A 24,746-nucleotide genomic window follows, 5' to 3' on the forward strand; every position below is an offset into this window, starting at 1 on the left:
GAAGGAACAGATAAACCTTATCCCTTGTATATAACCGTCCCTACATTCTCACCTTCAAGTGCTCTGGTGATATTCCCCTTCTCAAGGCCGTTTATTACCTGAATTTTATTTATCACTTCGCTGTTATTTAATATTTCAAGACAGGGGCGCTCGACTATGAGGTCATCAAGATCTTTTGCCATAAGCTCAGACACTGTTATCTCGGAAATGAATTTCAACTTTTTATTCCCGGATTTTTTCTTAGGGTCATCAGTATAAAGACCTTTTTCATCCTTAACGTATATGCAGCTTTTGGCCCCGATAAGGTCGGCTATTATGATGGCACCCACGTCTGTGCGGTGTAAAGGTATTCTGCCTTTTGCGGGAGGTATGGCAAAGTAATCATAAGGGGGCATGGCATGCATGACAGGAATGCAGTCCTGTGTGAAATAATTAGGGAGCTTTACCACTTCATCATGATGAATCTTTATCCCGCCCCATGGAGAGAGAAGCGTTGCAAGTAGAAGTGCATTCTGCTCTGAAATGGAACTGCCAAACTTCGCAATTATGCCGGTCGGCATTCCAAGCTCAAGCCCAATGGAATAGATGTGACGGCTTCGGGTTCCCCCTCCTGTCATCAAAAGCATCCTGTGGTCATTCTTATTTGCGACAATCTCCCTTACAATTTGTGGAAGCGCCTGTGCGCCACGGTCACAAATAGACTGGCCGCCAATCTTTATGACATTAACATCAGGAAAGAATCTCTGCCGGGGTGCCATCTTAAGCCCATCAATTAATGATTTGCTTACAAGACTTTCTCCCATGAGCCTGCTTTTTACATGCAGCCTTTTGCCGTTCCTTTCACGTATCAGCGCCATCAAATCCCCTCATTTTGCTTTCTTTTTTGCCTTCTTCCCTGAAACTACGCTTTTAAGATAAACTACTTTCGCCCCAACTGTATCCGCAATCTGTTCAAGCTCCTGTTTGCGAAGATGTTCAGCATGAATTTTAAGATCAACACCTGAGACAGCAATGAGTTTGTATCGCGGATGTTTTTCTTTTTCGCCAACCTTAGTTCTTTCCCGGCAAAATATATTACCAGCCATGATCTGCCTCCTTTAAAAAAAAGCCTTCCTTCAGTTTCCACCTTTTATTTTTTGTGCTTCGATTTCTTTATATTATTTTACCCAATTACATTTGAAGTTTCCACATGAGCACTTCACTATATTTTCAACTACATCATAATGCTTCTTGGAGATAAACTTGTTACATTGCGGACATTTGAAAAGCCCCTCTAACTCAATAACATCATCATAAAACATCTTTAAATCCTCAATATGTTCAGAAAATGTACTGTCATGAGATGTTTTATTTGCAACAAACAGCGAGTCATTAAGCTTGTTAAAAACTGGGCGTTCTTTCAATTCACATTTTCTGTCCTTCAATTTGCATTTTAATTCAGACAGCAATTCATTGACCATTCTGTTTTCATTAAGCTCGTTGAAAAGAAACCTTACCTTGACCTCAAGATTAACACAGATATCCTTTAAAAGACGTTCAAGATATTTACGTATCATATTCCCTAATTCCGACGGTTCGGAGTTTTTAATTTTGATTTCAATCCTTGCTTTAATATCAGTTAAAGGCTCTTCAATACTTGCACCATCGATATGATCCCATTTCACTTTTTTAATCAGCCAGCTTTTTCCTTTGACCATATTTGAGACAAGCTCAAACCAATCTTTTTCATGAGTAAGCAAAAATATCTGGTAATCGCTGAATTTTTCCACCAAAAGACGTGCAAAACGAGCGCGATGGTTTGTATCAAAGCTGGAGATTACATCATCAAGAATGATAAATTTGTTGAGCTTATTAAATGTCTTTACAGATGCTAAAAACAAACAGATACCAAGACAATTTAAATGAGATTCACTCAGATATTTGTGTGGTGGCGATTCCTGTTTACCGTGAAATTTAAATTGAAGGGTTATTCCAGCAAACTCATCATCTTCATCCAGAGGAATAAGCTCTATTTCACTAACATTTTCAGAGTCATTCATAAACAGGTATAGATCGTTTATGTCTCTAGATATTGACTCTAAAAACGAGCAAAGACCTTCTCTTTGTTTTTTTGTAAATTCGTCATAAATAACTTCCATAGAGGTTTGTTGCTTAGTAAGAATCTCTGACTCTTTTTTCAGAAGTTTGATTTCATTATACGATTGCCGGACAGCGAATATTTTGCTATAGGCCGTAAATGAGAGATCATCTTTTTTTCCAGTAATTATCTTTGCCTTTTTATCTCCAAGTGCGGAAATTATGCTTTGAAGAGTAATGGCATCTAAGTTAATAAAACTCTCAGGACTGCTGATTTGATCAATTTCTAACAGGTCAGTCTTTCTAATTTTCTCTGAAGCAGTTGAAATTATTTTTTTTATCTGCTCAACTTTTTTTCGTAAATCAGAATTTTCCTCTAAATACAAACTCTTTTCTTTTAAAGCATTTTCTATCTCTGTTAAGGCTCCTTGAAATAATCTTTGCGTAGTATTTTTTTCATCTAATGCAGCATCTTTCTCTCTTTTTACAAGAGCTAATTCTTCAAGTCTCTTTCTTAACTCATCAATTAATTCTTCTCTACTTTTATCCTGCAAGCAAAGCGGGCAACTATCATTCTCATACAATCTCTTTTCAAGGATTGAAATTCCTTGTGTTAATAATGGCTCCAGATTTATTTTTTTAAGTTTATCTTGATCCTTTATAATCTGCTGACATTTTTCATAGAAAAATTTATAAGCCGAATAAATATTGTCAAAAAATGCCTTGAAATTAATTAAATTCTCAATAGCTTTCCCATATGAAAGTTGCAGTTCAAGCGCCTCTTTATCTTCTGGCTTCTCTAAAAGTGCCAATAGCTTATCTATGCTTACATCGTCTTTAATTTCAACTGACAGATTCAAAGGCGCAATTAAATTTTTTATTGCATTCAGGTATTGTTTGTCATCAATAATATTCTGTCCAATTTGTTCCAATATTTGAGCTTGTTTGATACTTATATGATTATAGTAATTTTTTATTTTTAGTTCTTTCTTCAAATCATTGACAGCTTTTCTTAAGACACCTTTTACCTTTGACACCTCTGAAAACCCTATTATTTGAGATATCTCTTCGAGTTTCTGTGCTTTGGTAGATAAAATAAAACTTAATAAATCTTTATATCTAAGGATAAGGTTTTCTTTTAATGACGCGTTCAGATAATCTTTAACATCCTGAGAACTATTAGATTGCTCGCTGGCTAGTTTTGATTTTTTATAAAATAAATTTTTCTTACAATCGTAACGCGAATCTGAGTAATTTAATGTAACACTGGCCTCTTCATTATCAGACAAAAATATATTCCTGAGAGCAGGCACTCCTTTTTGACCAATTTCTTCAGATGATAGATGTTCAATTTTGTCATTATAGAACCATTCAAAAGCATCAGCAACAGAGCTTTTCCCACAGCCATTATCACCATAAAGGAGAACTGACGAGTATGAACTCAAATCAATCCTAATGTTTTTTCTTATGCCTCTAAACCCGCTTATTTCAAAGCTTTTAATCTTCATTTTCTTTCCCTTAAACTGCTTAACTCATTAGACAGATTTATGTTTGTAAGCTTGCCTTCGTGATACAGCTTCAAAATAACTGAGGCAACTTCCTTATCCACACCATCGATACTTTCAAGCTGAGAAAAGAACTCATCAAGTATCGCTTGCCCACTTTTTATGTCGTTTGTCATAGTGAACCCCACCTTTCAAAATACTTCCAGTCAATTTCAAGACTTACCAACACATCATGCTTTTTAATCTCAAATCCGCTCTTGTTGTTGCAGATTGGGTAAACGCCGTATTTATCTAAAAAATCAAGAATAAAATAACTTTCTAAGTCTTCTACTCTGCGTTTCCATATCTGCTTCAGCATTTCAAAATTAAGATATGTAAAATAAAGTCCTTCTGTATTCTTATAATTAACAATACCTTCATTTCCAGATATACCCTCAAAGTGGTCAGAAAGTCTCTTCCCTATGCTATTTGTCTTTTTTTCGCTCATACCTATATAAATCAACCGTGATTTCTTGAAAGGATATGGAATTTCAGTCTCTCTCAAACAAATAAAATAAAGTCCGCATATCCCCATCAACGGCTTGATATTTCTCAATTCAAAATCTTGTTGCTTGTCAAAGTTGATTTTAAAAGTCTGCATACTATCTGATTTTTTTAAAACTATAACCACCCTTTTTAATATAACCATCAAAGTATTTACCGTGAGATTCTGCGCCCATTAATCCATTGAACTCGGATTCTGGAACATTGAAATATTGGTAAATGCCTCCATTATGAAACTCAATTTCTAAAATAAAGTTGACCGGATCATAACCTACGGATGCAAGATTTGAAGATGAAACTGGTGTTCTATTCATTTTTTACCTCCTCTGAAGCGATTCTTCCAATTTATGTATAACCATCCACTTTTTTTCTTCACGATAAAGTTTCTATCATCAGGAACTCATACAATGATGTATAAGCTTTTTCGCTATAGTTGATTTTATCTTCAACAGCTTTGATTTTCCAACATTATCAGAGTAGAAGAGTTAAAAAGCAATTTGTATAGTATAAGATATAAAACACAATACATAAACACTTATATCAATAAAATACTATTTTACTAGCCATGATAACAAATTGTTTAAAGTATATAATTGATTAAGCTACGTCTGTTTGCACGAAACTATATTTAGAATAATTTTTAAAGAGGTCTGTTTCGCTTTAATTCAAAGCACTAAAGACTTTTAAGTGGCCTTTATTTGATCAGCCGGTTTGCCTTTAATCTCTTAATGATCGGAGGGACAAGGGCAGAGCCTATGCCGCCGAAGAGTGCATGGGAAAATGCCATAATGGCGGCCTTCTGAAGCACTATCTCAGTTTCCATACCAACGGCATATTCAATACCGGTTGTTGTAAGGGAACGGCCTGCTGATAAAAGAAGCCCTACTATGATGCTTGCAAGATAGCTCGTAGGGAACTGTGGATAGATCATCCCGGCTATGTCAACTATGATGGCAGGAAACAGGAATTTCACCATTGTCAAAGGCCCGCTTTTCCCCATACCTATCAACACACTGACAATGCCTGATATTAATCCCACAAGCGTGGGTGCTCCGATTTTTGGAACGCATCCGCGTGCAAGTATCATGAAAAAAGCCATAAAAAGCATCACATGGCCGGGGATCTTTAAATTGAGCATCAGCCCTGCACGAGTAATAACAATAAAAGTGGCACAAAAGGCGAGGAGTATCCCTTCGCGGAGTGTAAACCTCTGCCAGAGTAAAAGCTTTTCTTCATTTGCCATATCACACCCTTGTCTTGTCAGGGCGCCATGTCTCCCCGTCGCGTATGACATAGAACACTATCTCACCGCCGTATAGTGATGGACGCACCCATCCGTCTGTTTCTATTATCTCATCATGGGGAAGAGACTTGCCATCAAGCGTAACAACCTTTTTTACATCGCTAGCACTGATTATATCTTTGACCGTTGCAGTACCTTCAATATCGCGTATGCCGTGAAGGTCTATGAAGCGGCCATCATCTCCTGTGCTTCTAAGTCCAACGCCTGCTATTGCCCCGATGCATCCCTGTCCTGTTTCCCCATACCACCAGAGATTAAGCCTCAGCTTCTCTGCAAGTGCCCTTGCCTCTTTAATGGTAAGCACCTCGCGCTTTGCACGGTAACCGAATGTGCGCAGTTCATCAGGAACAATCTTGTCCTCAATTACACATAAGCCGGGGTTTGCAGATTCATGGAAATTATTCACGAGAAACTCCTGTGATGTCTTGAAGATATCATCAAGGTTTGAATCTGTAAAAGCCGCAATGCAGGAACAGCTGTTATGCGAGGTATATGGTATGTCAGGGTGAACAAGAAACTGGTGCCGTGTCACACTCATATTCTTTATCATCCCGAGGCGTGAAAGCTCTTTGCCGAGGTTGCGCGAGAGTCTTCCCGTACCTATACTCTCAGTGTTGTCAGTGTCGTCAATGGCAATAAAAACGTTCATTGGTTGTTCTCCTTAATATAAAGTGCTGTATCAAAATAGGTTCTTTCTTTTTTCAGGCCAAAAGCCCTTGCCTCGGCGGAAAGCGCCGCCTCTTCTGCTGTTTTAAAGGCGCGGACCATGAGCGGTATCATAAGGCAATGGAATAAATCACTCCAGTTTCCGGGGTTAGTGAGGTCGCGGGCTGAGAGCTTTGCCCCCCTAAGCCTCTGCGCCATGGATATCTCGCGAAGCTCCTTTGCGAATAATGGAAGGAACCTCATGCTCGTAAAGATAAGAAATGAAAGCCGGTAAGGCATTACCTTCCGCAAAGACTGCATCATCTCTGAAACCCGCGTAGTCCTTAGGAAAACTATTGCTGGGATGAACATCAAGATTACAGTAAGCGAAGACCTCAGGGCAGGCCAGAGAGCTGCCGGCATTTCAAAACGCAAGCTGTAAAGCCAGACAACAATAATGACCTGTATGAAAAAATACTTGATATCCCTCCAAAGGTCATAGAGCGTAAGGCTTGCCAGGAAATAATAGAGCATGTTCAGCGCAAGCACAGCGGCAAATTGCCACGGCTCACGCGAGGAAATAGTAATTATGGATATAAGTGTGCCTATTAACAGTTTCCATCCTGCTCCGAGTCTGTGGATCGGGGAGTTTGCCTCCTTGTACTGGCATGCATAGTCGCTTGTCGTTTTTTTTCTATACAATTTTACCGTTCTCCACTTTAAGTATCCTCTGCGCCCACCCTTGCTGGGGCAACGGGTCATGGGATGCGATCACTATTGTCGTATTGTAAAGCGAAGATACTTCTGAAAGCACCCCTAAAAAGCGATGTCTCTGGCTAATGTCAAGCCCTGAAAAGGGTTCATCGAGCAATAGGACCTTTGGTTTGGGTGCAAGCACCGATGCAAGGGCAACCCTGTGCTGTTCACCGAAGCTCAGCATGAGAGGTGGCTTTTTAGCAAGATGGTCAACCTCGCAAACCGAGAGCACTTCTTCAACGCGTCTTTTAAGTTCTTCACCTGTCACCTTGAGTCTTTTGAGCGAAAAGGCAACCTCATCAAAAACAGTATTTTCAAAAAGCTGTCGTGTAGGATTCTGGAATAGAAAAGCGACTTTCCCGGGCAAATCCCTTGGTCTTGGATTATCAATGCCGGCAATGCTTATGCGGCCTGAATCGGGTTTTGCTATTCCTGCAAGACATTTCAGAAACGTTGATTTTCCTGCTCCGTTTCTTCCATAAAGATGCACACGTTTCCCTTCGTTTATTACCAGATTTACTCCATTAAGCACTTCATTCATACCCGGGTAAGAGAGAGATATGTCTTCCGCGACAATGCTATGAGATTGAACATCAGAATTCTTTGTCGCTGGATGTTTTTCAACATTATCCTTTGCTATCGCTATATGAGCCATACTGTGAATCCGGTCTGCAACTTCTTTAAGCGGTGCAAGGTCATGCTCGGTTATGAGAAGGGCATGTCCGTTTTTCTTAAGGTTTTTTATAATTTCAACAAGTTCCTTTTTTCCCTCTCCATCAAGCTGGGAAGTCGGTTCATCAAGAAGGAGAAGAGTGGGTTCCATTGCAAGCACTGATGCAATAGCAAGGCGCTGTTTCTGTCCTGCCGACATACGCTCCACGTTTCGCGATACAAATCCGGAAAGTCCTACAGAGCTAAGGGAAGAGTCAATCCTTCTTCCTATCTCATCAGAGGGAATGCAGAGATTCTCCGGTCCGAAGGCAACTTCTTCTGCAACCGTAGTGCAGAGTATCTGGGATTCTACATTCTGGAAGACAAGCCCTACAGAGCTATGAGATGTTCCATTATCGCACCCTTCGGCATTCACCCTTATGGTTCCTTTAGAAGTGCCGCCCCGAAGGAGTCCTTTAATGGCAAGGAGTAATGTAGTTTTACCGCATCCTGAAGGACCTGTAAGACATACACATTCGCCGCTCTTTACAGACAAAGACACGCCGTTGCATGCCCTGGTATTTTCCCCATCATATGAAAACTCGAAACAGTTTATATCAAGCATAGCTGATCCATTAAATGCTCACCTTTATTCCCCCATAGACAAATCTCCCTGCCTGAGGAATTCCATAACTCTCTACATAATTTTTGTCAAAGAGGTTGTCTGCACCAACATATATTGCCATTTTGCCGCCAAATACTTTTTGTGTGAGCTTCACATTTACCAAAGTGTAGTCGCTGATCTTCTTTTTCTTTACCGGAATGATGTTGGCCTTTGTAAGTGCGTGCTGGTTGGCAACATATAACAAAGAAACATAAGGTGTAAGTCCTATGGCCGAGCTATAGTTTCCTTCAAGTGTGAATTTATCCCTTGGACGATATTGAATCCTGTGCATTCCCAGCGGTTGTGGATGGGCAATATTTTCTGCGTTTAAATATGAGTATGTCCCTCTTAAGATGAGGCTCTCTACAGGCCGGGACTGTGCCACAAGCTCATATCCCATGAAACGGTATTTTTCCTTGTTTTCGAATCTCTGCGTGAACACCTTATCCTTTTCAATAAAACCTTTTGTGTCAGTGAGAAACCCTGTAATGCTTGCTGAGCTGTTTAAAGGAAGTTTCTGCTCTACACCGACTTCATACTGGTAAGCCCTCTCTGCCGTAAGTCCAAGGTTGCCTTTTGATGAATCGAAAAACTGACTTACCGAGGGAAAACGGATTTTTCTTGAGAATGATGCCTTAAGACGTGTCCCGCTGACCATATCATAATGAACTCCGGCAAGCATGCTGTAGTCATTGTCATTATCATCTCTTTTTACAGGCGGAATGTTTCTTCCAAATGAAAAGTCATACTTTGATTTAAACGATTTTCCATCCTTATTGAGCCAGTGACGTCCGTAACTTAACACAAAACCAAGATTTTCAAGCGGAGAGAATTCATATTCAAGAACTGCTGTATAGAGGTTTATGCCTCCTGTAAGCTCACCGGGCAAACCTCCTCCCCCTTCATCACCGCCACCCCCGAGAAGAAGTGTAGAATTAGCATGGGCTTTGTCTCTTTCAAAAGAAAGCCCAAGAGTTATAAGCCCTGCTTTTTCAAGGTCGTATTGTGTTTGAAGAGCTGCCCCCCATGACTTCATTCTGTTTACCGCATGATTTTCAGCTGGCGTGACAGACCTTGGATTAAGGTTGATACTTGTCCTTTTTTCATCAGCCTTGTTAAAGAAAACCCAGGACCTGAACTTAAGCGGTCCCGGGACATCATAATCTCCTGCCAGCTGAACAGAATAATCCCTTAAATTATTAACACGGTCTTTTTTAGGGCTTTCTGCAAAAGGGTCTGTTAGATTTAAATAATCTAAAATAGCGATGCCTGGGATGCCGTATCTGTTTTCAGTAAATGCGAAATTCAACCCAATGTTTAGTTCATTTGTTGGAGAGTAACCAATATTGGCGAAGAAATTATCAGTTTTCTTATCGCTATTTTCCCTTAACCCCCCATTTTCAATAGGTGATTCTTCAAAATCATCAGAAAGGGGGAAACCCCGTCTTTTATATGTACTCCCGCTGATAAAATAATAAAACTTGTCGCTCGCTCCTGATATGCTTCCGCGGGCAAGGTACATTCTTTCACTTCCCCGCTCTACCACAGCATCAGCATGGACTCCATGGGTTCCCTTTTTTGTAATAATGTTTATAGCTCCTCCTATTCCCCCCTGACCATAAAGCAAGGAACTGTTGCCTACTGAAACCTTTATCTTCGCAATGTTCTCAACCGGTATCGCGGAGGGGTCAAACATCTGGTCATAGGTTGAGTTAAAAGGGACACCATCAACGAGAAGCAGAACATGTCTTGTCCTGAATCCTCTTATATCTAAGCGCGGAACACCTTCTCCCCGGGTGCCAAGCATAATACCCGGAACAAGGTCTATTGCTTCGTCAAGTGACCTTGCATTGGACTGCTCTATCTCCTGTGCTGTAATTTCGTAGACTGTTCCTGTTGCCTCAACACCATGTCCTTCTCCAGTTACTATAACTTCACCGAGTTCGTAAATCTGTTCCGGTTCTTCAGCAAAGGAAGGAGCTGACAGCGCCTGAAAAAAAATAATCAGGAAAAATGATACTGCCAGTATAAAAAAATTTTTTAAATTCATATAAACACTTTCAGATTTATTTTTTTTATTTTTCATTGATCACCGAGGCAGATCACACCATAATTTCCGATGGCATTATTTTTAACAGCAAGATATATGGCTGTTATCTGTTTCTTCGTAAGATATCCCTTATAGGAAGGCATATCTATTCCATCCTGACCTTTTTTTCCTTTTAAAGTGCCTTTAATAAACTCGCTCTTTGTCAAATCATAGATAGGAATCCTGTTTCCACGTCCACCATGGCAGTCAAAACATACATACTGCTCACACTCATTCCCCGGCACTTTAAAAGACACATAATCTCTCCATCCCTGAGTGATTTTGCTGCTGCACCCTGTTGCAGCCTCTATTTTAGACGCACGCTTGGCAGCGAGCCTTCCGCCTCCGCCGCCTCCACCATTGCCGTCAGGAGGACCAATGCCGCAGATCTTTTCAGGATAGTGAAGAGCAAGGTAGATGTTTGTTATCTGTGTTTTGGTCAATGTCTTTTTGAACTTCGGCGAGGTGCCGTAACTGTCACTTTTCCCATTAACAGTGTATTTAACGAAGTCTTTTTTTGAAACTGAGATAAGCGCGGGGAATATCTTGTTTCCTGAACCGCCGTGGCAGGGAGTACAGTTAATCAGATAATTTTCCCAACCTTCTGTTATTGCCTTGCTGGTGCCTGCCTCAACGATATTCATGGCAACCACTTCACTAATCACACATACCAAACCAATCAATAAAAAGAACCGGATTGCTGATAATCTTTTCATTTCACTTTTCCTTTTAGTGTCTTAATGTTGCTCTTGCCGTATATGGTGCTGACTCTTAATGTAATCTTTTTCTTCTTCACCTTATCAAGGCTCAAAATAATGGTATCATCAGTCCAGACAACTATGCTCATCTTTGCGCCGGTCACTATAATATCCCCTTCAACCGGTCCAAAACTGCGGCCATAGAGAAGGATCTCACTTCCTTTTTTAACTGTTGATTTTGAAACTTTATTTATCTTTGACTTTAATGGTTTGTTATAGGTAAACGCAGCGCCATTTTCGGACTTGTCACCATCTGAAGTTGCAACATATATGAACACTGCACCCGGTGTAACTCCCCATGGAATTGCTATCTTTATTTCCGTATCGCTCCATGATGAAACATCGCATTCAGTTTCAACCTCACCAGACAATATTGTCACTTTCCCTATAACGCCTCCAAAACCGCTCCCGCTTATTGTAAGCTCATCCGCATATGTACCGGCATCACTGCTTAAAGACGTTATCTCAGGCAAGGCCCCTGTCTGTTCAACAACATAATCTTCCCCTGCAATGGTTATATGTCCTGTCCTCGGGTTCCTGTCTATATTGGCTGACAGCGAATAGCTTACTGTTCCGAAGCCGCTTCCATTTCCTCCAGACGTAATAGTTATCCATGAGGATGAGCTTTGCTCTACTTCAGTATTCCATGCGCAGCTTTCTTCTGCGGTTATATCAACTGAACCATCGCCGCCATGGGAGTCAAACTCATCTGCATCTTTTGAGAGAATAAAAATACATGCACTCCCTTCCTGCGTTACCGTAAAGACCTGACCAGCTATGGTCATAGTCCCAATACGCTGGTCAAAACTAATATTTGGAGATACCGTGAAACTCACAACCCCTTCGCCTGTGCCATTGTTCCCTGAGGCGATTGTTATCCAGCCAGCACCTTCTTCATCCACAGAAGAAGACCATGCGCACTCGCTGTAAGATGTAACAGTTACTGCTCCTTCTCCGCCGTTATAACTGAAAGATTCTTCATCTTGTGAAATGGTATAGGTACAGACAACCTGTCCGCTCTGAGTTACGGAATAGCTATGTCCTGCTATGGTTATAGTCCCGCTTCGCAGATTTGTTGTTTCATTTGCAAAAACTGTGTAGGTCACTACGCCATTACCTATTCCGCTCACTCCGGAACTTATGGTTATCCAGCCGATGCTGCCCTCATCTACCGCTGCCGTCCAGTCGCATTCGCTGTCAGCGGTGACATTGATCGAACCTGTGCCTCCGCTGTCATCAAAAGATTTGCCTTCAGGTAATATTGAATAGTTACATTCAAGTGTTGAAGTTAATGGTATCCCCCAGTCTGACACGAAATAATTGAAACCGTCATTCTTGGGGCTGATGGTCACTCTCCCTGAACCATCCGACACGCTTGAGAACATCTTTTTCTGGGTGTTATTTTTCCCGCTTCTTGTGAATGCAACCATTGATGTGTCCGGAGACCATTTTGGAAGTTCATTCTGCTGGGAAGGAAAATCGCCGTCAATCGATAAAGAATAAGTAATAGTGGTTTCCGGATCTATAGTTACTATATTGTGTCCTGAGCTGAATATTATAGTCTGCGAAGGAGCCCAGTCCGGCGCAGTCTTGTTGGTAGCCTCACTACAGCACGAGTCGGTAAGCTTAATATTTCCCGAACCATCAGCATTGATTATATAGAGCTCATTTGAATAGACTTCCTCTGTTTCCCTGTGACAGTAAACAATCTTTGCTCCGTCAGGCGAGAAGCTTGGATCATAGTTATATCCGCCGGTAGTAAGTTTGGTAAGAGTGCTTCCATTCAAATCCACTGTGTAAATGTCATATTGATTTGCTGTCCCCATGCTGAAAGCAAGCTTTGTCCCGTTGGGAGACCATGCCAAACCTCCCGGAGATGTATATCCCTCGGAAAAAGCATATATACTCCTCACATCGCTGCCGTCAGACTTCATGAGTTTCAGTGCATTAGCTACGTTGTCAATAAAAGCGATCTTAGCTCCCTTTGGAGAAAGAACCGGGGCGCTGTTGCTTGTACTGTTCGTGTTGTCATTTAGACTTATAAGCTCGGTACCGTCTTCGTTCATTTCCCATATCTCACCCCACTTGTCCTCAGGGTAAGAGAGAGTCTTGGGAGTTACGAGATCATCTATGTTGCGGACGTAAATGACTTTGCCTGCTGCATCTGAAGTTTCAGGATTTCCTGAAACCAGAAGAATCAGGATAAGCCATGTAAAGCATAACCCTAATGCCCGCCGCATGTTGATAGTTTTCATAATCATAGTTGCAGGTTTCTTTTTAGTCTGTCACCCAGAGCTCAGCCGGCGGAAGTGATATGCTGGTTACATTTTCACCTACACCCCAGTTTGATGCAGTTGTCCCAAGCGCTCCCCTTGAAAGTCCGCTAAAGCCCGGCTTGTCAATATTGTCGCCTGAAGAATGAGATGCGGATGAAGTCTTGTTATATCCTCTGAGCGGAGTCCTAAGCTCACTACCATTGACAATGGAATCATACATTATCTCCTCGTCGCCTATGAGGATTACATTTGGACCGGTTGTCTTTGACGAAGACAACTGGGATGTATCACCGGTAAGTACAATGCTGTATGTCACACCGCTTGAACCGTCTGCCGCAGCAGCCGGACGTGTTGTCCTGTAAATAGGAGTTCCTATATTATGGTTAATGGCTCCTACCCAGTCCGGAGAGCTCCCTGCTTTTCCCCTGAGCAGAGGTGTTAAAGTGCTTCCGCTGGACATGGTGTATTCAATTACCTCCCCGTCCATTACAATTGCTCCCGAGATAGGGTCAAGCCCGAGGTTGGCGGGCTCGTCACTTAAAACAAGATTGGATGCATTGGCAAAAAATGTCTTCCCAAGATAGCCGTTATTTGCAGGAAGACTTCCCCCAAGAGTAGCGCCTGTGTCTGTTACCCTGTTGTTAGTGTAACTGACTTTTTCATAATATATATCGCCTGCATTTACAGGATTTGAATGAGTGTTTGCTTCAAGGAGCAATGTTCCCGACTGCGGAAAAACAACAGACGGGACTGTAAATGTATTGGTGACCGGAGTATCGTAAAAAGCTGTGTCCGATGTGGCAATTCCCACCTTCTCTGTTGGTCTTGATTCAACAGCATCTGAAAATACCATCCTGCTTCCGCCGGCATATAACTTTCCCCCTGAGGAAACAAAGGTCCTGACAAAAAGATTATTGTCTCCAAAACCATCAGTAGTCACAGTCATCCAGTTTACGCCATCCGCAGTCCTGTAGATTCTGCATCCAGTATTAACCATACTTGAAGGGGCTGCTGCCACATAGAGCCAGCCATCATGTTGTCCGGGAAAAAGCGTAAGCTCATCTTTACCGTTGACATCAAGGGGATTTGCCGGGTCAATCCCTGTATCAAATCCTGCATAGGAAGGATTGGGCAATAAAATGGTCCCGCCTCTGTTCAGCCCGCCCGCTGATGTTGGAAAAGGAAAGCTTGTTCCTGCGCCACCTGCCTGATTGTAGGTAAAGCTGTCCATACGGCGGACCCAATCGCTGTCGCTTGTCTTGTTTGCTACTCCCTTGTCATTGGAAATATTTATCAGAGAAAGTATTTCTCCTCCTTCTCCCGGATACTGGGCAACTCCCGGAACCTTATTCGCTGCAAAGACCCAAAGCTGCTGTTGACTGCCAGCCGCGCCTTCGCTGGAAGGAGAAAAAACTGAAAAAGTAGCCGTAGAATTTCCGCTTTCACCAAGCCCTCTTTCGTTTGCGCCGCTTACGAGATAAACCTGGTCTGAAGTTGATGGAGTAAAGGCAGGCCCGCCATGAAATACTGTGACCAGGTCATTTGAAGCATTGCTGTCTATGATGCTGACATTTGTATATATTGCACTGCCATGCTTTATCTGCATATACCTATGGGCATACTGATGGGGAAGGAATGCGGTCCCGCTTCCGCGGATCTTGTAGCAATTGTCGCCATATGCTGAAACAGTTGTGACACTGCGCAGTGTGTCATCGCCAAATGCCGTTGTATCAACACTTCCTGCCGCAAGAACCCAGTCGCTTTCCAAGCGTCCACCGCCGCCGCCGACTTTTGTATCAGCTATGTAAAACGTTAATCCCAGTTTTACAGCATCGCCTATCTTTCCAACAAATCCATGAGTGGCGCTACCGATAACAAGACTTCCTCCGCCAAGGATCGTTGAACCAACTGGTTTTGAAACAGCGCTTGCATCGTTTATACCTGTATCCTTGAAGGCATCGGTCATAACCCAGGACCATGAACCTGAATCTCCGGTTATTGAATAAGCGAGATTACCGTCAGCTTTGCTCCCTGCATATGCTCTTCCGGCGCCGGACTCAAGGCTTCCTGCAAAAAGGCTTCCGTCAAATTCGAAAAGGTTGTTTATACCGTCTGAATCAGTGTCCTGAAATACGCTTGTCCATGAAGAGCCGTTATATCTCCATATCTCGCCGCCGCTGTTTATCGGTGTTTCAAGACCTGCAGCATTGTTGGATTTGCCTGTGCCAACATAAAGTTTGCTGTCATAAACAAACTGCTGGCCGCCCATGTTATTGAATATCTTATTATATGCTGCCTCCGAGCCGCCCCATCCGTCACTGTTTATCTGTGTGAATGAACCTGATGTCGGGTCATACTCCCAGTGCTCGGCGCCTTTTCTTGCATTAGAATTTTCATTGCGGTCTGTGTGGTCATTCTTTCCCAATACTGCGTAGATCTTTCCATTGAACGATGCCAGAGACGGGAAGAAAATATTATCAGCGTTGTCTGTGTTGTCCTCTCCATTGCTGTCCCAGTTGAATCCGGTTGGCGCCCCGGGGCCTGCTATCTGGTGCCAGTTGTCAGCATAAATAGAACCTCTGAAATTAAAACTTGTTGCATTGGGATCAGCAAACTGCCACTGTATTGGCGAACCTGTAGCGCCCGGGGCTATTTTTTCTCCGCCCGGGGCATGGTCAAAATATGCCAACCCAGAAGGATCGTAACCATACTCATTATAAACTGAAACATCAGACGGTGTAATAGTTTCTATCACAGCGTATGCTGCATACAAAGTATCTGTAGTATGGTTTGTTATGGTAACATTTCCTGAAAATATTAAATTAAGGCTGTCCCAGGTTGCCCCGGTGCTTGCTACTGTTACATGAGGGATCGAGTTATTTTCCGGGTATATTTTTGCATTGCGTCTTCTTGGGCGGGAATTATCATCTACTTTAAAAGTAATTGTTCCGGAAGACGGATCAACACTTCCTGTGAAAGTGGCAATAGGCGTTTGTTTGGTTGATTTGCCGGAGCTACTGGAAATCTTTGGAGTTCCAGAGGAATCACTGCTTCCGCTTCCACCGCCGCCGCATCCGGCAATTATAAAGGCAAACATGAAACAGAAAAAAAGCACATTCAGCTTAAATATTATTTTCCATTTATCCATTTACATCTCCTATTTATACTTAACTTTAAGCCCTGCATGTTTATAATGACAGCAGGCTAAAAGAAGGTTCCGCCAGTAACATTTGTTGTTGAAGAAAATAAGGTTATGTTGACGAATGAGTCATAAACATAAAGCTCAGGTTCAGAAAATTTTCTTTTTCTTTCCTGCTTAGATGGTAATTGTTGTCCTTCCTTATTTTCTTTATTCGCACTGTCATATTTCATAATCTGTTTTTATTATTTCTTACCCTTTATTCTCTCAATCCCCATGCCGCTAAAAGTTCCTGGCAGATCCGGTTCTGCAGGCGAAAAGCATTTTTTTGACGCTGTTAGCCACTCGAAGGGGGATGCAGAACCGGATACCAGCCAGAACTTATTATAAACAAAACGCTATCCTTGCTTTAAAAGCTGTTCACCGGAAAAGAGAATGTTTTTTTAAACAAACTCTTTGAAATTTTTATTATTTAACTATTAATTTCCTCACACCCGCGACGGCAAACCCTGCCAGTAAAAGAAGAAACGTTGAAGGTTCAGGAACCGCCGGAGCCTCAACGCCAGCAAATCTTGGATCAGTAATATTTATTCCATATTGAAAATATACATTGGATATAGAACTTAAATTGAATCCACCCGACAGACTGCCCAGGGTGAATATCGCTGAATTCTGTATTAGTGCATTGGCTCCTTTAACGTCTGTAGATCCGGTAAGAGGGTTGTCCAATAACGATGTTATACCATATTGCAATTTGCCAGGACCAGCTTCACCCTGCAAGTTGCCTGGAGTAAATAATGATGAAGTCCCACCGCCTGGCCATGTGCTAAACACTCCACCGTAGGCGGCGCTTAAAATAGCTTCATTTACAGTTGAAGTTGGACTTAGATATCCGGCAAGGCCATTTCTGTATCCCCATTCCTCGCCCACAGATCCAACCGGAGTTGGACCTGTTCCTGAGGGATTACCTGCCGGCGGGAACATAACAGTTGATCCCGGAGCAATGACGGCAGATGTTTTTGAAAAGAGCGGGTCTCCTGCAACTTCGAAAAACAACCCTGTTAACACACCAGCCTGTGATAAGACATCAGAGCTGGAAGTATTGGTCAGAGTCACCAGCAGATTTCCACCCGATATATTAAATGTCGCACTTGCACCAAGAGATCCTGAAGATCCATTGTAAATTAACGGGTTTGCTTCTGCCGGAATTGTAATCATGGCAAGCATGATTAACAGTCCGCATATTCCTGCAACTAATGATCCTCTAATCTTCATCTCATTCCTCCTGTCAAAGTTATATTTTTAAAATATTTAAATATAGTTGTTATTTTTTAATTTCAGGTTTTGCTCAGGTCCTCAAAGAAACGACATCCACGTTGATGCCATTAAAGCCTTCGAAGGGGGCTATGAGGACCGTGAGCTTACCTGAATTAAAATTTCAAAAGAAACCCGGGGGAATATAAAAAAGAAAAGCCGGTTCCCTTTCTAAGGTACCGGCTAAATTGATATGTCCATTTACTTTCTCCTTTCCGAGCACGGGAGGAAAAGCCGTTTCCAGCATCACCTATCGATTCTGCTCCATCGCGCTTTCACGCATTAGGCCGCAGAATTCGGAGTTTTAGTTAAATATTTTTTTGCAACAGGATTTTTAATAATGAATCTTACTATGGATGTCAAATATTTTTTTAGGAAGCTATAAACGGGAACCAAAGAGGGAAGAATTTTTTACTTTGTCCAACTCGCAAAATTCCTGTGCGCCGAATTTCATGTCTTTCAGGGTAAAACCGTTCTTCTTTTCTTCATCTCCTCCTACATAAACTACAAACTTTGCACCTGTGCTGTCGGCTCTCTTTGTGGCCTTAGAGCTGTGTCTGCCGGAAAAATCTATTTCAACTTTTGCGCCTTCATTTCTCAAGATGCCTGCAACCTTGATGGCATAAGGAAAATCAGATTCTGACATTGGAATTACATAGGCATCAAGATGGCCTTTTTCAAGGTTGCAGTCGCTTTGCGTTTTAGCATTTCTTTCACGCTCTGCAGCAAGGATCAGCCTTTCAAAACCAAAGGCAAAACCCACTGATTTCGCCTCCCCGTGTCCGCCGAGAATATTTAAGAGTTCGTCGTAGCGACCGCCTCCGCACACCTGATTGGCAGCGCCGAGAAGCGGGCTGTATATCTCAAAAACCGTGCCCGTGTAATATGCAAGCCCTCTTCCGAAGCCGAAATCAACGCGCGCCTTGTTCCAGTTGATTCCAAATGAAGTCAGGATGTCGCAGACCTTTTTAAGGGATGAAGTGTCGGGGAGAGGTTTTCCTGTATCTATAAAATGAGACATTGTAACTTGAAGTCGTTCGAATACCTCCGGCGGAGTGCCCCGCAGGTTAGAAAGTTGAAGTATGAGTTTTACAACCTTGCCATAAGGACCATGTTCTGCATTGATTTCAGACTCTGAGACTCCGCTCTCGGCGAGCCCTTTTTTTATTATGGGGATAAAATCATTCTTGTCAGGCACCTTGTTTAAATCCTCAAGGTAGCCAATGATGAGGCTCTTTTTTTCCTGCGGAAGCCCTATCGCGTCAAGGAGGGCAAAGAGTATGCTCACATCGCTTATCGCTATCTCGTAATTTTGAATGCCAAGGCTTTCCATGCACTCTGACGTCATCATTATCATCTCTGCATCGTATTCCAGCGCAGATGTTCCAATCACTTCAACACCTGTCTGTGTGAACTGGCGGTAACGGCCCTCCTGCGGTTTGTCGTAGCGGAACACTGCTCCGTGGTAATAAAGTTTTACAGGCCTTTTCTCGTTTGCAAGCCCTTCATTGAAAGCGCGGACAACAGATGCTGTTATCTCAGGGCGAAGACAGATGTCCCGGTCGCCGTAATCCTTGAAGTGATACATCCCTTTTAATATTTTATCGCCGGATTTCCTGAGATGAAGTTCTACCGGCTCAATAAGAGGCACATCGATGCCCTGATAGCCGTAACGCTCAAAAACATTGCGCAGCTTTTCAAAAGCTTCGAGTCTGCGGTAATATTGCTCAGGATATATATCCTGAGTACCGCGGACAGATTTTACCGGTGTATATTTTTTTTCCATATCTGAATATGCACACTAATTATCATTAGTTGTCAATAAGCCATGTTCAAACCTTTTTTTAAAAAGGTTGTCTGTATGAGAAAATTAATAATTTAGAAATTAAGTAAAGCGGCATCGAAATTCTCACAAAGATTTCTGAATAACTCTCTTGCTGGTTATCATAAATGATATAAAGGAGACCAAATAAAATACAAAGCCTAACCAGAAGGATATAGTTATCCCCAAGGTTAAAGAAATAATAACTGCCAAAACTGAAGCACAGACAGAGGTTGCTCCATTTATTCCCCAGAGCCATGGCATAAGCTTTGGAGATTCTGTCGATGAAAGTTTCATGCCAATTGGGAATGCCATTCCCATGAATACCCCTATTGGACAAAGCATTAAGATGGCAATAAATATCCTAACCGGTGTAGTTGAGCTGGAAAAGTTTCTTATAGCAAATGGTGTCAGTCCGCCAAAAATAACAAGTGCACAAAGTAAAAAAAGTATAAGGGTTTTAGCTTTTTTTACCATGTCAGGATTCCCTAATTTCCATGTAAAATAGCTTCCAATACCACTTGAGAGAAGCAGAGAGAAAAGAACTACGGAAAGGCTGTAGGCAGGATGGCCAAGAAAAATAATTAGCCTCTGCATCTGAGATATTTCAATATGCATAAACCCAAATCCTATGCTTCCAAAGTAGAAAAAAAGAGCGTGTGTACCTTTTAGGTTTTCTTTTTTTGACGTCAGGAAAAGAGGAACTATGATACATAAAGCAGATAAAATCAGAACTGCAATGAACAAGGTGCAGATGACAAATATAGGCCTATTCGTCTTCATACGCTTTAATACATTTTCAGGATTCCAGAATTTCATTGAAAATAAATCTTTGACTTTCATAACCTGAAAGAAAAAAGGGTTGTCATCAGTAGTAGCTGATATATTTTCCGGGAATTGGTTAATAAATGACTTATCTGCTGATGCAACTGCTGCAAAGTTTTGATTTAAAGAGAAAACAGGGCTTAGCACAACACCAAATTTCATACGAGCAGCTACATCTTCAATAATACTAATATCTTTTTTTGAAAATGGGGCTTTGCTCAAAATTAAAGTACCTATGCCAATACTATCATTAGTTCCGGATTCTATACCCTTGGATTTTATGATAATGATGTGATTTCTCGGATCATTAATTCCAAAATTTGTCAGTGCAGCAGAAGCAAGAGAAGTAAGCCTTAACATCTCAACAGGGTTTGACTGACGGTACCACCTTGAAAATGACAAAACACCATCAGGCGTAAGGTGTTCAAGGAAAACCTTCCATGCTTCAACAGTATAGAGAGAATTTTCTGTAAGAACAAATGCTCCGGCTCCTGTCGCTGCCCATGTGTCTATAAGAGAAACCTGTATAATATCAAATTTCTTATCCTGCCTCGTGATATAGCTTCTGGCTTCATCATTGATAAATGTAACTTTCGGGTTTCTGTCCAAATGACCGGTAAAATCTCCAAATTTCTGATTTACTGCCTTGATGATATCTCCGTTAATTTCGACACCAGTGACAGACTTCTGGTTAAATGCAAGCGCTGACAGTATATCTCTTCCTCCTCCTGTTCCAACAACGAGTATATTTGCATCGTTTTTCAAATAGTGAGCAATGTTTGTGACATCGTATTTAAGGTACTCAACGCTGTTGATGTCGTTATTATATTTGGTCAAAATCGTCGCAGCATTGGCATCAATATTAAGAAACAGCTGGTTTGCAGTACGAGTATTCGGATATACAGAGCTCAATCCCCAACCAAAAGGTTTTACCAATTCATCAGGCACGCCGGTTATCTTGATACGTGAAAATGAATTCCATTTCTCATAAATTGGAGTTTCTTCAATTGAGCCTTTTACATATTTTAATCTGATTAACTGACGCTGATCATTTACCATGACAGTATTTACGACAATAAATATAGCAAGCAACGCAATCAATATAGAAATTGAAAGTGATATTTTATAAGAACCTGAATCAGTAGCAAATAATAAGGCTCCAATGCTTGCCATAAGGGCTATCACAAAAATTGTAGTAGGTCCGTCAGTAAGTCCCAGTACGTATATAAGCAATAGGCATCCTATCGCTGCACCCGCAAGATCAGCGGCATAAAGCTTGCTTATCTGTCCAGGAAATTTTGTTAGAGCAAGACAGACACATATTCCGCTGAATATGAAGGATACAGTTATTGCAATACAGGTTAATGAAAGCGAGAGTATGTTAATAACAGACAGACTGAACTCAAAAGGAACACTGATATGAGTCATAAAACTTAGTATTATTGAAATTGAAAAAAGAAGAGCGCTTATAGCAAGATGTTTTTTTGAATTCTCCACAGTAAAGAACAATGGAAAAAGGTAGACGATTATAGCTCCTGTTGTCATTCCAAGCATAGCAATGGATATAGCCATGAAAGCAAAATGATACCATAGGGTAACACTGAAGATTCGTGTAAGTATTATTTCATACATAAGTGTAGCAAGAGTAACCATGAACAAACCTGCATAGGTTCGTTTGCTGACTATTGTTTTTCCATTCATCATTACATTATTCTTCCGCACAAAAACATTAAACTCCTATCCGGTGATAAAGTGGCTGTTCTAAGGACAAAAAGAAGCTTATATTTAAAGAATCCTCCAGTTCCTGTTGGGTAAGTTTTATTTGAATTTATCATATCAACAAAACCAAAAACAACAAAATAAAAAACAAGGGATTAGCATGTAGTAAGTTACACACATGCTTGTTGAATATGGACGCTTTTAAAAAATTCTTGCAGTTTTATTATTAGGACGTTTAACCACTTTTCTGATAAACTTTTTTTAAATATTATCTAAAACAAAACTCTATGTCAGAAAAAATGAATTTTAAAGTATTTCTTCTCTTACTGCTTTCTGCGGTGATCTTTTTTTCACCTGTGCTTTTCTCCAGCCAGACATTCTTTTATTCTGATACGACTTATCTTTTCCGCCCCTTCAAGTCATTCATTGCGGAAGAGCTGAAACATTTTTCTATACCTCAGTGGAATCCTTTCTTCGAGGGAGGTTTACCGCTTCTCTCGGACCCTGTGCAGCAGGTCTTCTATCCATTAAATTTGATTCTAATGGCTGGGCCTCTCTGGTTCACCTACAAGATTTTCATAATATTCCATTATGTCCTTGCCGGATTCTTCATGTATCTTCTTGCATCAAAGTTAGGATTAAAACAGGCATCTGCTCTCTTTTCAGCAGCAGCTTACATGTTTAGCGGTTATCTGATTTTCATCCATTACAATCTACCTTTCCTTGCAGGGGCAACATTCCTCCCGCTCTTTTTTTATTCTCTTATCACCGCAACTGAGAGCCTCCCGCTCATTATTCCCTGTTCAATACTTGCGTTCTCAATGTCCATGCAGTTGTTTGGAGGAGACGTTGAGATTGTTTATGTCGAGCTGATTATTGCCTTCCTTTATATGCTGATTACAGGCCTTAGAAGCAAAGGGAAAAGTTCAGTCGCTTCAACTTCATGGAATCTTTCAAAGTTTTTTATAGCTGCCCTGCTCCTTATCTGTTTTTCAGCAATAATTATTTTTCCGTTATTCTATCTTTATCCTCACACAAACCGCGCTACCGGAATGACGTTTGATGACATATACCTTTTTTCATTCCATCCATTACAGGTATGTGAACTCTTAATTCCATATTTCTATGGCAATATCACCGAAGGAACAAGATTCATTGGAGATTTCTTCCCTCTTGTCCTGTCAAAAGATAAGGCTGAGTGGGCTCCATACATTTACTGCGGAACAATCACTTTATTTTTCCTCTTCTTTGGACTCCTTACAGGTAAAAAGAAAAAGGAGGAATGGTTTTTCCTTTCTCTTTTTATTTTCTTTCTTGCCGCGTCATTCGGAAAAGATTTCATACTATATCCACTGCTTGTCCGCGTACTTCCTTTTTTTGCAGTCTTCAGGTATCCTGCAAAACTAATGGTCTTTGTAGTTTGCAGCGCGGCAGCCCTTGGAGGTATTGGATTTGATAAATGGGCGCAGCAAGGAGACTCTCCCGATAAAAATTTGCCTGACAAAAAATCTTTAAGCACCTCTGCTATCATCCTGCTACTAATCCCCATCCCTTTCATACTCAAAGTTGCATTCTCTTCTCTTGGCACCTTTGGCGGGGAAAGAATTAATTTGATCATCAATTCTTCTGTTATTTTCCTTTTCATGCTGGCCCTGACTTTTATTACAGGCAGTCTGGTCTTGCAGGGAAGGATAGAAAGAGAAAGGGCATCTTTTATATTCATCCTTATTCTCCTCATAGACCTCTGGATACCCGGACTAAAAAGCTTTTTTACAATAGATGAGGATTTTTACAGGCTTAAACCTCTGGCGCTAAGTAAAATAGAACTTCTCAGCAATAATGCAGATAAAAGCTCATACAGGATATTAAGGCCGGATACTTTCGTTGCGGGGATCAATTACACAGAGCTTAAAGATCTCACAATTGAAGAAAAAAGCATTATCTTTAAACGCAACACCTTAAAACCTGCCTGCGGGGTTGAATTCGGCGTTCAGTTTGCCGGAGCATACAGCTCATACTCTCTATCTGATATGTCAAGACTTGAAAAAGAACTAAGCGGCACTGACACAGGGATGAACCTTCTAAACATACGATATATCATTGCCCCGTCATCGAGTGTTGAAAAAAGCCCTTATCCATTAAGATACAGACATCCCTTCGGGGAGTTTGTTATTTTCGAGAACCCTGAATTTCTCCCGAGAGCTTTCCTTGCAAACCGCGCACATTATTTTGATGACAGGGAAAAGATGCTTGTCTATATGAAAAGCAGCGGGTTTTCTCCGCAAGATGAAGTTCTGCTGGAAGGAAAAGAAGAAGAACTTAAAGTCCTCTCTCAGAACTTGCACCAATCAGAGACAAGCGTAACTATAAACAAATATATGACGGACAGAATAGATATGATAACTACATCTGAAAATGCATCATTTCTTATGTTGAGCGACACATGGTTTCCCGGATGGTCTGCCGTAATTGATGGGAAAGAGGCTGAAATACTGCGCGCTGATTATTGTTTCAGAGCTCTGTCTCTTCCGGCAGGCAGACATGAAGTGACAATGAAATTTTCACATCCGGGTTTTAAATGGGGCGCAGTAATTACAGGAATATCTTTTTTGATATTTGTATTTTTTTTCATAATAAACCGGAAAGCTCTTAATTAAAAAC

At 41.3% G+C, this 24,746-nt stretch carries 18 protein-coding genes and 1 riboswitch; of the genes, 1 reads left to right on the plus strand and 17 read right to left on the minus strand.

Annotated features, from left to right (window positions below; translation table 11 throughout):
- Window positions 1–17: 17 nt before the first annotated feature.
- The 17 genes from HZA77_03775 to HZA77_03855 all read right to left on the minus strand — a co-directional run bounded on the left by HZA77_03775 (window position 18) and on the right by HZA77_03855 (window position 22,070).
- A complete protein-coding gene (locus HZA77_03775) occupies window positions 18–857 on the minus strand; it encodes a uridine kinase (GenBank protein MBI5374529.1) in 840 nt (279 codons plus the stop codon).
- 9 nt (window positions 858–866) lie between these two features.
- On the minus strand, window positions 867–1,085 hold the full coding sequence (locus tag HZA77_03780) for a hypothetical protein (protein MBI5374530.1): 219 nt from the start codon (window positions 1,083–1,085) through the stop codon (window positions 867–869).
- Window positions 1,086–1,157: 72 nt separating this feature from the next.
- Window positions 1,158–3,584 (minus strand): AAA family ATPase, encoded by a 2,427-nt coding sequence (locus tag HZA77_03785; GenBank protein MBI5374531.1) that lies wholly within the window; start codon window positions 3,582–3,584, stop codon window positions 1,158–1,160.
- Window positions 3,581–3,757 carry a hypothetical protein gene (locus HZA77_03790; GenBank protein ID MBI5374532.1) on the minus strand — a complete coding sequence of 59 codons (177 nt, stop codon included), beginning with the start codon at window positions 3,755–3,757 and terminating at the stop codon, window positions 3,581–3,583. The genes HZA77_03785 and HZA77_03790 overlap by 4 nt, the downstream gene beginning before the upstream one ends.
- Window positions 3,754–4,221, minus strand: a complete 468-nt coding sequence (locus tag HZA77_03795) for a hypothetical protein (GenBank protein ID MBI5374533.1) — start codon at window positions 4,219–4,221, stop codon at window positions 3,754–3,756. Before HZA77_03795 ends, HZA77_03790 begins: the two co-directional genes overlap by 4 nt.
- Before the next feature lies 1 nt (window position 4,222).
- Entirely contained in the window at window positions 4,223–4,438 is a 216-nt protein-coding gene (locus HZA77_03800) for a KTSC domain-containing protein (GenBank protein ID MBI5374534.1), read from the minus strand.
- 380 nt (window positions 4,439–4,818) lie between these two features.
- Complete coding sequence (locus HZA77_03805) at window positions 4,819–5,367, minus strand: hypothetical protein (protein ID MBI5374535.1); 549 nt, start codon at window positions 5,365–5,367, stop codon at window positions 4,819–4,821.
- Between the two features lies 1 nt (window position 5,368).
- A complete protein-coding gene (locus HZA77_03810) occupies window positions 5,369–6,076 on the minus strand; it encodes an ABC transporter substrate-binding protein (protein ID MBI5374536.1) in 708 nt (235 codons plus the stop codon).
- Window positions 6,073–6,834, minus strand: coding sequence for an energy-coupling factor transporter transmembrane protein EcfT (locus HZA77_03815; protein ID MBI5374537.1), 762 nt, complete (start codon window positions 6,832–6,834; stop codon window positions 6,073–6,075). The genes HZA77_03810 and HZA77_03815 overlap by 4 nt, the downstream gene beginning before the upstream one ends.
- On the minus strand, window positions 6,767–8,104 hold the full coding sequence (locus tag HZA77_03820) for an ABC transporter ATP-binding protein (GenBank protein MBI5374538.1): 1,338 nt from the start codon (window positions 8,102–8,104) through the stop codon (window positions 6,767–6,769). The genes HZA77_03815 and HZA77_03820 overlap by 68 nt, the downstream gene beginning before the upstream one ends.
- 10 nt (window positions 8,105–8,114) lie before the next feature.
- Window positions 8,115–10,193 carry a TonB-dependent receptor gene (locus HZA77_03825; GenBank protein ID MBI5374539.1) on the minus strand — a complete coding sequence of 693 codons (2,079 nt, stop codon included), beginning with the start codon at window positions 10,191–10,193 and terminating at the stop codon, window positions 8,115–8,117.
- A gap of 32 nt (window positions 10,194–10,225) precedes the next feature.
- Window positions 10,226–10,948 (minus strand): cytochrome c, encoded by a 723-nt coding sequence (locus tag HZA77_03830; GenBank protein ID MBI5374540.1) that lies wholly within the window; start codon window positions 10,946–10,948, stop codon window positions 10,226–10,228.
- Window positions 10,945–13,251, minus strand: coding sequence for a PD40 domain-containing protein (locus HZA77_03835; GenBank protein ID MBI5374541.1), 2,307 nt, complete (start codon window positions 13,249–13,251; stop codon window positions 10,945–10,947). Before HZA77_03835 ends, HZA77_03830 begins: the two co-directional genes overlap by 4 nt.
- Before the next feature lie 16 nt (window positions 13,252–13,267).
- Window positions 13,268–16,414 (minus strand): hypothetical protein, encoded by a 3,147-nt coding sequence (locus HZA77_03840; GenBank protein MBI5374542.1) that lies wholly within the window; start codon window positions 16,412–16,414, stop codon window positions 13,268–13,270.
- 459 nt (window positions 16,415–16,873) lie between these two features.
- Window positions 16,874–17,680: a PEP-CTERM sorting domain-containing protein gene (locus tag HZA77_03845; GenBank protein ID MBI5374543.1), complete on the minus strand. Its 807-nt coding sequence runs from the start codon at window positions 17,678–17,680 to the stop codon at window positions 16,874–16,876.
- 233 nt (window positions 17,681–17,913) lie between these two features.
- Window positions 17,914–18,033, minus strand: a riboswitch (molybdenum cofactor riboswitch).
- Between the two features lie 65 nt (window positions 18,034–18,098).
- A complete protein-coding gene (hisS, locus tag HZA77_03850; GenBank protein ID MBI5374544.1) occupies window positions 18,099–19,505 on the minus strand; it encodes a histidine--tRNA ligase in 1,407 nt (468 codons plus the stop codon).
- 123 nt (window positions 19,506–19,628) lie between these two features.
- The gene (locus HZA77_03855) at window positions 19,629–22,070 is read right to left on the minus strand and encodes a hypothetical protein (GenBank protein MBI5374545.1); all 2,442 of its coding nucleotides are present in this window, start codon (window positions 22,068–22,070) and stop codon (window positions 19,629–19,631) included.
- 314 nt (window positions 22,071–22,384) lie between these two features.
- Between HZA77_03855 and HZA77_03860 the strand changes: the two genes are divergently transcribed.
- Window positions 22,385–24,742 carry a YfhO family protein gene (locus HZA77_03860; protein ID MBI5374546.1) on the plus strand — a complete coding sequence of 786 codons (2,358 nt, stop codon included), beginning with the start codon at window positions 22,385–22,387 and terminating at the stop codon, window positions 24,740–24,742.
- Window positions 24,743–24,746 lie beyond the last annotated feature (4 nt).

The sequence above is a fragment of the Candidatus Schekmanbacteria bacterium genome (assembly GCA_016219965.1).
GTDB lineage: Bacteria > Schekmanbacteria > GWA2-38-11 > GWA2-38-11 > J061 > JACRJM01.

Bases quoted from the DNA above. Each gene is read 5' to 3' on its own strand.
- HZA77_03775 (MBI5374529.1), bottom strand. From the start codon at position 857: ATGGCGCTGATACGTGAAAGGAACGGCAAAAGGCTGCATGTAAAAAGC.
- HZA77_03780 (MBI5374530.1), bottom strand. From the start codon at position 1,085: ATGGCTGGTAATATATTTTGCCGGGAAAGAACTAAGGTTGGCGAAAAA.
- HZA77_03785 (MBI5374531.1), bottom strand. From the start codon at position 3,584: ATGAAGATTAAAAGCTTTGAAATAAGCGGGTTTAGAGGCATAAGAAAA.
- HZA77_03790 (MBI5374532.1), bottom strand. From the start codon at position 3,757: ATGACAAACGACATAAAAAGTGGGCAAGCGATACTTGATGAGTTCTTT.
- HZA77_03795 (MBI5374533.1), bottom strand. From the start codon at position 4,221: ATGCAGACTTTTAAAATCAACTTTGACAAGCAACAAGATTTTGAATTG.
- HZA77_03800 (MBI5374534.1), bottom strand. From the start codon at position 4,438: ATGAATAGAACACCAGTTTCATCTTCAAATCTTGCATCCGTAGGTTAT.
- HZA77_03805 (MBI5374535.1), bottom strand. From the start codon at position 5,367: ATGGCAAATGAAGAAAAGCTTTTACTCTGGCAGAGGTTTACACTCCGC.
- HZA77_03810 (MBI5374536.1), bottom strand. From the start codon at position 6,076: ATGAACGTTTTTATTGCCATTGACGACACTGACAACACTGAGAGTATA.
- HZA77_03815 (MBI5374537.1), bottom strand. From the start codon at position 6,834: ATGACCCGTTGCCCCAGCAAGGGTGGGCGCAGAGGATACTTAAAGTGG.
- HZA77_03820 (MBI5374538.1), bottom strand. From the start codon at position 8,104: ATGCTTGATATAAACTGTTTCGAGTTTTCATATGATGGGGAAAATACC.
- HZA77_03825 (MBI5374539.1), bottom strand. From the start codon at position 10,193: ATGAATTTAAAAAATTTTTTTATACTGGCAGTATCATTTTTCCTGATT.
- HZA77_03830 (MBI5374540.1), bottom strand. From the start codon at position 10,948: ATGAAAAGATTATCAGCAATCCGGTTCTTTTTATTGATTGGTTTGGTA.
- HZA77_03835 (MBI5374541.1), bottom strand. From the start codon at position 13,251: ATGATTATGAAAACTATCAACATGCGGCGGGCATTAGGGTTATGCTTT.
- HZA77_03840 (MBI5374542.1), bottom strand. From the start codon at position 16,414: ATGGATAAATGGAAAATAATATTTAAGCTGAATGTGCTTTTTTTCTGT.
- HZA77_03845 (MBI5374543.1), bottom strand. From the start codon at position 17,680: ATGAAGATTAGAGGATCATTAGTTGCAGGAATATGCGGACTGTTAATC.
- hisS (MBI5374544.1), bottom strand. From the start codon at position 19,505: ATGGAAAAAAAATATACACCGGTAAAATCTGTCCGCGGTACTCAGGAT.
- HZA77_03855 (MBI5374545.1), bottom strand. From the start codon at position 22,070: ATGATGAATGGAAAAACAATAGTCAGCAAACGAACCTATGCAGGTTTG.
- HZA77_03860 (MBI5374546.1), top strand. From the start codon at position 22,385: ATGAATTTTAAAGTATTTCTTCTCTTACTGCTTTCTGCGGTGATCTTT.